The sequence below is a fragment of the Halomonas sp. BM-2019 genome (assembly GCF_017584085.1).
Map to the genome: position 1 here is coordinate 1,485,124 of NZ_CP071922.1, position 9,379 is coordinate 1,494,502.

At 69.2% G+C, this 9,379-nt stretch carries 10 protein-coding genes; 7 read left to right on the top strand and 3 right to left on the bottom strand.

Annotation, left to right across the window (positions count from 1 at the left end; translation table 11 throughout):
• The first annotated feature begins 14 nt into the window (after nt 1–14).
• Nucleotides 15–818 (top strand): thiazole synthase, encoded by an 804-nt coding sequence (locus J5F18_RS07490; RefSeq protein WP_346301647.1) that lies wholly within the window; start codon nt 15–17, stop codon nt 816–818.
• An 8-nt stretch (nt 819–826) separates the two neighbouring features.
• Here J5F18_RS07490 and J5F18_RS07495 read toward each other — a convergent pair whose 3' ends face one another.
• Nucleotides 827–1,078, bottom strand: a complete 252-nt coding sequence (locus tag J5F18_RS07495) for a hypothetical protein (protein WP_346301648.1) — start codon at nt 1,076–1,078, stop codon at nt 827–829.
• A gap of 140 nt (nt 1,079–1,218) precedes the next feature.
• Here J5F18_RS07495 and J5F18_RS07500 point away from each other — a divergent pair, with 140 nt between their 5' ends.
• The 5 genes from J5F18_RS07500 (at nt 1,219) to J5F18_RS07520 (ending at nt 6,073) form a co-directional block, all read left to right on the top strand.
• Entirely contained in the window at nt 1,219–2,151 is a 933-nt protein-coding gene (locus J5F18_RS07500; protein ID WP_346301649.1) for a DMT family transporter, read from the top strand.
• A gap of 373 nt (nt 2,152–2,524) precedes the next feature.
• Nucleotides 2,525–2,944 carry a hypothetical protein gene (locus J5F18_RS07505; RefSeq protein WP_346301650.1) on the top strand — a complete coding sequence of 140 codons (420 nt, stop codon included), beginning with the start codon at nt 2,525–2,527 and terminating at the stop codon, nt 2,942–2,944.
• Nucleotides 2,945–3,204: 260 nt separating this feature from the next.
• Entirely contained in the window at nt 3,205–3,705 is a 501-nt protein-coding gene (locus J5F18_RS07510; RefSeq protein ID WP_346301651.1) for a porin family protein, read from the top strand.
• A gap of 194 nt (nt 3,706–3,899) precedes the next feature.
• Nucleotides 3,900–4,856, top strand: a complete 957-nt coding sequence (locus J5F18_RS07515) for an HAD-IIB family hydrolase (RefSeq protein ID WP_346301652.1) — start codon at nt 3,900–3,902, stop codon at nt 4,854–4,856.
• The gene (locus J5F18_RS07520; protein WP_346301653.1) at nt 4,853–6,073 is read left to right on the top strand and encodes a glycosyl transferase; all 1,221 of its coding nucleotides are present in this window, start codon (nt 4,853–4,855) and stop codon (nt 6,071–6,073) included. The genes J5F18_RS07515 and J5F18_RS07520 overlap by 4 nt, the downstream gene beginning before the upstream one ends.
• A 69-nt stretch (nt 6,074–6,142) precedes the next feature.
• Here J5F18_RS07520 and J5F18_RS07525 read toward each other — a convergent pair whose 3' ends face one another.
• Both J5F18_RS07525 and J5F18_RS07530 read right to left on the bottom strand, forming a co-directional pair.
• Nucleotides 6,143–7,834 (bottom strand): sugar phosphorylase, encoded by a 1,692-nt coding sequence (locus J5F18_RS07525; RefSeq protein ID WP_346302196.1) that lies wholly within the window; start codon nt 7,832–7,834, stop codon nt 6,143–6,145.
• 157 nt (nt 7,835–7,991) lie between these two features.
• Nucleotides 7,992–8,420: a cytochrome b/b6 domain-containing protein gene (locus J5F18_RS07530; protein ID WP_346301654.1), complete on the bottom strand. Its 429-nt coding sequence runs from the start codon at nt 8,418–8,420 to the stop codon at nt 7,992–7,994.
• 277 nt (nt 8,421–8,697) lie between these two features.
• Between J5F18_RS07530 and J5F18_RS07535 the strand changes: the two genes are divergently transcribed.
• Nucleotides 8,698–9,379: hypothetical protein (locus J5F18_RS07535; protein WP_346301655.1), on the top strand; the 682-nt coding region annotated here is incomplete at its 3' end.

Here is a 9,379-nt window from a genome sequence, read left to right on the forward strand (position 1 = left end):
ACGAGGAGATCGCAATGCGTGACCAGTACCGTGAAGAAGCCCCGTTGGTGGTGGCAGGCAGACGCTTGCGTTCTCGCCTGATGGTGGGGACCGGCAAGTACCGTGACTTCGACGAGACCGCTAGGGCGCTGGAAGCAAGCGGTACCGAGGTGGTGACCTTCGCCGTGCGGCGCACCAACCTGGGTCAGAGTGCCGATGAGCCCAATCTGCTGGATGCGGTATCGCCGGATCGCTTTACGCTGCTGCCCAACACCGCAGGCTGCTACGACGCCCGCGCGGCCGTGCGCACGTGCAAGCTGGCCCGCGAGCTGCTCGACGGGCACAGCCTGGTCAAACTCGAAGTGCTGGGGGATGACACTACCCTGTATCCCAACGTGGTGGAGACCCTCAAGGCGGCCGAGGAGCTGGTAAGGGATGGCTTTGATGTCATGGCCTATACCAGCGACGACCCCATCGTTGCCCTGGAGCTCGAGCGGATTGGCTGCTGTGCGGTCATGCCGCTGGGGTCGCTGATCGGCTCTGGCTGTGGCATCCAGAATCCCCACAACATCCGCTTGATCATCGAGCGTGCCAGCGTGCCAGTGCTCATCGACGCCGGCATCGGTACGCCGTCAGAGGCGGCGCTGGCCATGGAACTGGGCTGCGATGCGGTGCTGATGAACTCGGCCATCGCCCATTCTCCGAACCCGATTCGTATGGCCAGGGCCATGAAGCTCGCGGTCGAAGCGGGGAGAGAGGCCTTCCTGGCCGGACGCATGCCGCGCCGCGACCGTGCGGAAGCCTCGTCACCGCCGGCCGGGCGCATCGCAGCCGCCTGAGCGCGACGTCATTCAATCCCCCCGGTCGCCTCGATGGCGGCGACCACCTCGTCGTCGATCCGTGCGGCCCGGGTGAAGCGCTCGCCGCCGTGGACGATGCGATGCCCCATGGCGCCGGGCCGGCGCCCCTCCAGGCCCTCGAGGATTGCCTCGGGGGCCTGGGCGTGGTCGGCGCTGCCCAGCTCGCGACCGAAGGCCTCGCCGCGGCTGTCGATTCCCCGCAGGCGGGCGTCACTGCTGCCCAGGCGTTCGGCCAGCACCAGCGCATACTTGATGGATTGGCTTGGACTTTAGGCTAACATGGCCCGGGTATTAGTAGCCTGTTAACGGCTTGACCGCCATCATGCCACGAGACGCCAGCGCGTTTCTTTCCCGCCACACTCTGCACGGAAGCCGTGACATGTCGAGTCCCTCTGCCGCCCTGTCGGCGCCGGTTCCCTTCCCCCGGCCACTGGCCCTGGCCCTGATGTGCGCCCTGGCTACCCTGTTCGCCGCCAACCATGTGGCGGCCCGGGTCGCCTTCGATTCAGGGGCGGGGCTGCTGCTGGCGATCGTGCTGCGTTCCGGGGTGGCCGCCCTGGCGCTGGCGATGCTGGTGGTGGCGCAGCGCAAGGCGCTGCGGCTGCCCGCCGGCACCGGCGGCTGGCAGCTTGCGGTGGGCCTGCTGGTGGCGGTGCAGAGCCTCAGCCTCTACTCGGCGGTGGCGCGCATCCCGGTGGTGGTGGCACTGCTGCTGATGAACACCCTGCCGATCCAGCTGGCGCTGCTCTCCTGGGCCCTGGGCGGCCCGCGGCCTACCGCTCGCGCGGCCCTGGTCATGGGCATCATCCTGGTGGGCCTGGTGGTGGTGCTGGACGTGCCGGCCTGGATCGGCGACCCCGGGGCCATGGGACCCGGCTGGCTGGCCGGGGTGGCCTTCGGCCTGGCCGCCGCCAGTGCCTTCGCTGGCGCGCTGTGGATCACCGAGCATCGCCTGGCCGCGATGGGCAGCACCCTGCGCAGCCTGCTGACCATGCTCACGGTGCTGGTGGCCATGGTCATCGCCGGGGTGTTCGGGCTGGTGCCGGGCGGCATGGCGCTGCCCCAGTCGCTGCCCGGCTGGACGGGCCTTGGGTTCCTGGCGCTCTGCTATGCATTGGCCTTCTCGGTGCTCTTCATCTGCGTGCCCAGGCTCGACATGGCGCGCAACGCCCCGGCCATGAACATGGAGCCGGTGGCGGCCCTGGTGCTGGGCTACCTGGTACTGGGCCAGGCGCTCTCGCCCGTGCAGCTGGCGGGGGGCGGCATCGTGCTGGCGGGGATCCTGTTCCTGGGACTGTCTCGGCGGGCGTGAGGGGCGCCACCAGCAGGCACTGAAGACCTTGCGTCAGGCCACGCCCAGCGCTGGGCCATCTTCAGCCGCTGCCTGCCCTATCAATTCCACTAATACAGGCCTTCGGGAGCCTCTCGCAGGCCTGGCCACCGCTCGATCGAAAATTCGGATCATCGCAAATTAGCGTGAAGCTGCCCTGTGGGAGCTTGGGTTCCCCCGAGCGAATGGCGCCGCAGGCGCCTTGGCGGGGTTGCTGGCGTTTGCGGCTGCCGCCGGGAGTCCTTCGGCCTCCATTCGTCGAAGCGTCGAACCGCCGGGAAACCCGGCCTCCCACCATGAAACCGGCCAAATAGGCTCACTGAAGGAAACCGCCAGCCGCGTGATGAGGTGCGGGATGGCAAGAGTGTTCGTGATGGTGGACCCCGAGAAGCGCCCCGAGGCGATCCTCGGGTTCTACTCGATCAACGCACACAGCGCGCATTGCGCAGACTTGCTCAAGCGTTATCAGCGCTTTGCCCTGGCCGATGGCAGTATTCCGGCAGCGTTCATCGGCATGATTGGCGTCGACAGGTCCCGCCAGGGAGAGAGCATCGGCAGTCGGCTTCTGATCGATGCCCTGCAAGGGGCCTACCTGGCCTCGCAGCGGCTCGGCACTGCCGTGGTTCTGCTCGACATCCTGGATTGCGGCAACCCAGCGGCCGTATCTCGACGGCAGCGGTTATACGCCGGCTTCGGCTTTCAACCGCTGCCTTCCAACCCGTTGAGGATGTTCATTCCCATGGGCACGGTCGCCCAACTCAAGGCAGGCGGATAGGCGTAGCGCTCACAGCCCATACTCGCTCAACATGTCCAGCCACTCTGGCCAGGCTGCTCGCCGGTGCAACTGGTGGGGGGGGGCATCGTGCTGGCGGGGATCCTGTTCCTGGGCTGTCCCGGCGGGCGTGAGCCGGTGAAACGTCGCCGCCCGGCGACGCGCCTTGGCCGGCTTTTGCACAATCGGGCCTTGCAGCCTTGCCGGGCTGGGAGCACACTGAATGGTGTTATCAAACGGTGTTCATTAACAGGGAGGACGCCATGAAACGCCTTACTCTCGCCGCGACCGCCGCGGCCCTGGTCGCCGCCGGCGCGGCCACCACCGCCCAGGCCCAGCAGGCCTTCTACCCCAAGGCCTATATCGGCGGCGACGCCATGTTCTGGAAGCTCGACCGCGACCGTGCCCCCGATCGCGACAGCGTCGGCCTGCGCCTGCGCGGCGGCGCCGAGATCAACGAGTACTTCGCCGTGGAGGGCCACCTGGGCGGCGGCGGCTCCGACGGCGGGGCGGAGCTGGACTACCTGATCGGTGCCTACGCCAAGGGCATCCTGCCGGTGGCCCCGGAGTTCCGCCTCTACGGCCTGGCCGGCTTCACCGAGGTGGACTTCAACATCGACCGTGAGAGCGGCTTCTCCTACGGGGCCGGCGCCGAACTCGACGTGGCCCCCAACCTCGCCGTGGGCGCGGACTACATGCGCTACCTGGACAAGTCCCGCTACAACTTCGATGCGGCCAGCGTGGGCGTGCGTTACCGCTTCTGATCAATCCCAACGACCCGCTGTCCCCGGCGCCCCGAGGCTTCACGCTTCGGGGCGTCTGCCTTTTCATGGTGCGCTGATTTGCACTGTAATGGTGCATGGTGAGGGTTCCTGGCGCTGTAGGCCGCCATGGGAGGGGGTTGGCACGCCCTGTGCAAGGTCTGGGCAATGACCTGATGCCATGCCCGGGAGCTGCCATGACCGATTCACGCCCCACGCCGGATACCGGCCTCGATGCCGCCTTCACCCCGCGGCTGCTGTTCACCGACCTGGACGGCTCGCTGCTCGACCACCACAGCTACGACTGGGGCCCCGCCGGTCCCTGGCTGGCCCGGCTCAAGCAGCTGGGCGTGCCGGTGATCCCGGTGACCAGCAAGACCCGCAGCGAGATCGTGCCGCTGCGCCAGGCCCTGGGCCTGACCGATACCCCCTTCATCGCCGAGAACGGCGCCCTGGTCGGCCTGCCGCCGGCCTGGTGCCACGCCCGCATCGACCGCCCCGGCCCCGACGGCCTGGGCATCCGCACCCTGGGCGTGGACATCGGCTTCGTGCGCAAGCGTCTGGCGGTATGGCGCGAGCGGCTCGGCGTGCGTTTCACCACCATGAGCGAGATGGCTCTGGATGAGCTCGTGGCCTTCACCGGGCTTCCCGAGCCCGAGGCGCGTCTGGCCCGGCTGCGTGAGGGCAGCGAGCCGCTGGTGTGGGAGGACGACGATGCGCGCCTCGAGGAGCTGCGCGAAGGCCTCGTCGGGGACGGCCTGCAGCTGGTGCGCGGCGGGCGCTTCTGGCACGCCACCGGCACCGCCCACAAGGGCAGCGCTGTCGCCTGGCTGATCTCGCGCTTCGAGGCGCTGCGCGGCCGCCGGCCCCTGACCCTGGCCCTGGGCGACGGTCCCAACGACATCCCCATGCTCGAGGCGGTGGACCAGGCGGTGGTGATCCGCGGCTGCCACGGCCTGGACGTGTCGCCGACTCAGCCGGCGCTCTACCGCAGCGAGGCGACAGGGCCCGCCGGCTGGGCCGAGGGGGTGGCCTACTGGTGGGGGCGAGCCGACCGCCGGGTGATTCCGGCGGCGCTGCGTGACGCGGTCGAGGCCCGGCCTGAAGCCAACCCTGAGGCGAAGCGCGAGGCGGCCGAGGAGGCGCCGGCATGAGCGACTTCCATCAGAACGGCATCATCACCGACTTTCACAACCTCACCCGGCGCCCGGTGGCGGCGCTGGAGGCGGAGCTCGTCGAGTTCGGTCGGCGCCGGCCCATGAGCCTGATCCTGCCCTCGCTCTACTCGGAGCTGGAGGGGCCGGCGCTGGCATCCATCGTCGAGACGCTGGCCGAGGTGCCCTATCTGGCCGAGGTGGTGATCGGGCTCGATCGCGCCGACCGCGAGCAGTTCCTGCACGCCCGCAAGTTCTTCGCCCGCCTGCCCCAGCGCCACCGCATCCTGTGGAACGACGGGCCGCGGCTACGCGCCCTGGATGCGGAGCTGGCCGAGCAGGGGCTCTCCCCCCAGGAGCCCGGCAAGGGGCGCAACGTCTGGTTCTGCGCCGGCTACGTGCAGGCCTCGGGGCGCGGCGCGGTGGTGGGGCTCCACGACTGCGATATCCTCACCTACGACCGGGGCCTGCTGGCGCGGCTCTTCTACCCGGTGGCCCACCCTCACTTCAACTACGAGTTCTGCAAGGGCTACTATCCGCGCATCGCCGAAGGGCGCCTCAACGGCCGGGTGTCGCGGCTGATGGTGACGCCGCTGCTGCGCGCGCTCAAGCAGATGCACGGGCCGCTGCCCTACCTCGAGTATCTGGACAGCTACCGCTATCCGCTCTCCGGCGAGTTCGCCATGCGCGCCGAGGTGCTCGATGGCATCCGTATCCCGGCGGACTGGGGGCTCGAGATCGGCGTGCTCTCCGAGGTGCACCGCAACCACTCCACCAAGCGTCTCTGCCAGGTAGACCTGGCCGACGCCTACGACCACAAGCACCAGCCGGTCTCCGAGGCGGACCCCTCGGCCGGGCTCAACCGCATGAGCCTGGACATCGCCAAGGCGCTCTACCGCAAGCTGGCCACCCAGGGGGTGACCTTCAGCGCCGAGGGCTTCCGCACCCTCAAGGCCACCTATTACCGCCTCGCCCTGGACCTGATCGAGGCCTACCACCACGATGCGGTGATGAACGGTCTTTCGCTGGACCGCCACGCCGAGGAGCACGCCGTGGAGCTCTTCGCCGCCAACCTGCTGGAGGCGGGCAGTGTCTTCCTTGACAACCCCGGCGAGCGCCCCTTCATCCCCAGCTGGAACCGGGTGCGCTCGGCGATCCCCGACCTGCTGGGCCGCCTGAACGAGGCCGTGGAGGCCGACAACGCCGGGGAAGTATAACCAGGTTGGATCAGGGCGTTGTGCGATAGTGCGAGGCGCCGGAATGGCCTCGAACGATGTTCCTGTCGTTCAGGGCTGCTGGACCAGCCAGAGGGTGCGGTAGGGCGCGAGGCTCTCCACCGGCGCCCAGGGGGCATTCTCCAGCAGGTCGAACCACTCGCCTTCCTTGAGAATCGCCAGCGCCAGCTCCTGGCGCTGGTCGCTGACGTTATGGATTGCCAGCAGCCGGCGGCCGTCGTCCAGGGGGCCGCGCTCCACCACCAGCAGCGCCGGCGGGGCGGGGAGCACCCGCTGGGGCGCATCGGGGTGGAAACAGGGCTCCGCGCGGCGGATGGCCAGGCGCCGCTTGAGCGCCAGGAACACCTCCCGGGTGGGGGTGTTGCGGCTGTCGAGCAGCTCGTCGAGCTCGCTCATATGCCAGCGGCGGCGATTGATGGAGCGCAGCCGCCCGCTGCGCTCCACCCCCTCCAGGTCGTTGAGGGTACCGGTCAGGCAGTGCAGGTAGAGCGCCGGGATGCCCTGCAGGGCCAGCATCAGGTGCTGGCTGCACAGGAAGCGCTCGATCTGCCAGGGGTCCCGGCCGCGCCGGGTGCCCTGCATGGCGTCGAACCAGGTGATGTTGATCTCGTAGGGTGCGTCCTCGCCGTCGGGGCGCTTGCGCATGCTGACGAAGCCGCCGAAGCGGTGCATCAGCTCCAGCAGCGCCTCGATCTCGTGGGGGGGCAGCCAGCCCTCCAGGGGGCGCACGCCGATGCCGTCGTGGCTGGCGGTGAAGTTGAGGTAGCTGCAGCCCGGGGGCAGCTCGGGCAGGCTCTCGAGCCAGCTGGCCAGCAGGGTGGCGTCGCCGCCGGTGAGGGTGTGCAGCAGCAGCGGCGGCAGCGAGAACTGGTAGACCAGATGCGCCTCGTCGGGCTCCCCGCCATCTGAAAGTCGTTCGAGGCCAAAGTAGCTGAGGTTCTCGTGGTGGGGCACGTTGGTCTCGGTGAGCAGCAGGGTGCCCGGCGCCACATGATCCACCACGGCGCGCAGCAGGCGCACCACCTCGTGGGTCTCGGGCAGGTGGATGCAGGGGGTGCCTACCCGCTTCCACAGGTAGGCGATCGCGTCGAGGCGGACGATGCGCGCGCCCTGGCTGAGGTAGAAGAGCAGGATGCCGATAAACTCCAGCAGCACGTCCGGGTTGGCGAAGTTCAGGTCGATCTGGTCCTCGGAGAAGGTCGCCCAGAGGTGGCGGGTGCCGCGGCGGGTGGGCACCGGCACCAGCAGCGGCGAGCTGCGCGGGCGCACCACGGCGGAGAGGTCGGTCTCCGGGTCCATCTCGATGAAGTAGTCGCGCCCCGGCTGGCTGCCGGTCAGATAGTCGACGAACCACAGCGACTCCCGGGAGACATGGTTGAGCACCAGGTCCACCGCCAGGTCGCGCCGTTCGGCCAGCTCGCGCAGGTGGGCCCAGTCGCCCAGTTCGGGATTCACCTCCCGGTAGTGGATCACCGAGAAGCCGTCGTCGCTGCTCCAGGGGAAGAAGGGCAGCAGGTGCACGCCGCTGAAGGTGTCGGGCAGGCGCGTCTCGAGGAACTCGCCCAGCACCGCCAGGGGCGGGCTGTCGCCGTCGAGCAGGCTGTCGCCGTAGCTGATCAGCCACTGGTCGCGTTCGCTCCACAGCGCCACGGCCGCGTCATGCGGAACGGGGGGCGGGGCCTGGTGGGCCAGCAGGGTGAGCAGGCGGCGCAGCACTTCCTCGGCGCGTTCGCCATACAGCATCGACAGGTGCTCGAGGGCGCGGCGGCTGAAGGCCGCGGCGTCCAGCGGCGTGGCAACGGAGGGGACAAAGGCGGGGCGGTCGGGCATGGTCAAGCTCCCTGGTGGGTCGGGGGTCACCCGTTCCATGCAGGGGGCGTGCCAGCCCTCGCGGCCCGGATCAGAACAGGCTCATGCGCTTCATCACGTTGTCGCGACGGATCAGCCAGTGATAGAGGGCGCCGGTGATATGCAGGGTCACCAGGCCCAGGATCCCCCAGCCCAGCCGGCCATGCCATTCGAACAGCCGCTCCGACAGCGCCTCGTTCACGGGAACCACTCCCGGGAGATGCCAGTGCAGGAACTGCACCGGAAAGTCGCCGCTGGCGGTGGCGGCCCAGCCCAGCATCGGATGGGCCAGCAGCGCCACGCCCAGGGACTTGTGGCCGGTGTAGAGAACGTCGGTGCCGCTGCGGCCGAAGCGCTCCACGGCCCCCTCGAAGCCGAGAAAGCCCAGGGTCAGGCCGCTGGCCAGCGACAGCAGCAGCACGGCGGCCACCAGCCAGTGCAGCACGCGGTGGGGGTCGGCGTAGCGATCCGTCTCTGACATCGGGGGCTCTCGGACATCGGCCTTGCGGATGGCTTCAACCTAGCCAAGATCGTCGCCCCCTGTGCTCTGATCATGATGCGCGACATGCCCTGTACTGTCAGTGCGGGGAAGTGATGGGGCCGCGCACGCCTACCCGCAGATGCGTGCCAGGTCGCTGGGGCTCCGCGAAGGGCCGGTCCCGGCATCTGGCCTATAGTGGTTGCAGGCAACGAGAAACCTGCCGTCAGGACCATGCCAGGGAGTGGCGTCACAGTGCCCTGGGGCGTGGAGGTGGGGGATGCGGTTTGTGGCGAACCTGCGTGACCGCACGATCGACGCCTTCGGGCGGCATGGCATCCAGCCGGATGCCTATCTGCTGTCGACCCACCGATTGTCACCGGCCGCCATCGAGCATGCCCAGGCGCTGCGTGACGTGGGCATTCCGGTCGTGGCCGACAACGGTTCCAAGGCGCTGATCGATGAGGTGATCGCCCATTTCCGCGACCCCGCGGCCGTGGTGCGCCAGCGGGTCCGCGAGCTGCGCCACTCGCTTGGCCATACCCCGCGGGGGCGGGAGGTCCCCGCGGCCCTGCGGGAGCAGGCGTCCGACCTGGCGCGCCAGGTGGTGGCGATGGCCACCGAGCTGTCGGCGCAGGTGGATGCCGTCGAGCTGTTGGCGGCGCAGTTGAGCATGCGGCCCAGCCATCTGGTCGCCCAGGAGGACTTCGCCACCACCTGCCTGATGGCACTGAACCTGGAGAGGGAGACCACCGGCTGGCCCGTCGCGGCCTTCCTGGCCCGCAACCGCCGTACGCTCGCGCTCTGGCGGGTCGTCGCCGATGATCCCCGGGTGGGGGATCTCACCGTCTATGCCGTGCTCTCCGCGGTGGATTACAACACCGCCCGCGCGGCGGGCCGACTGGCGGCCGAGGCGGGGGCCGGCGACCTGGCCCTGGGCTGCGCGGGCCTGATGCTGGACG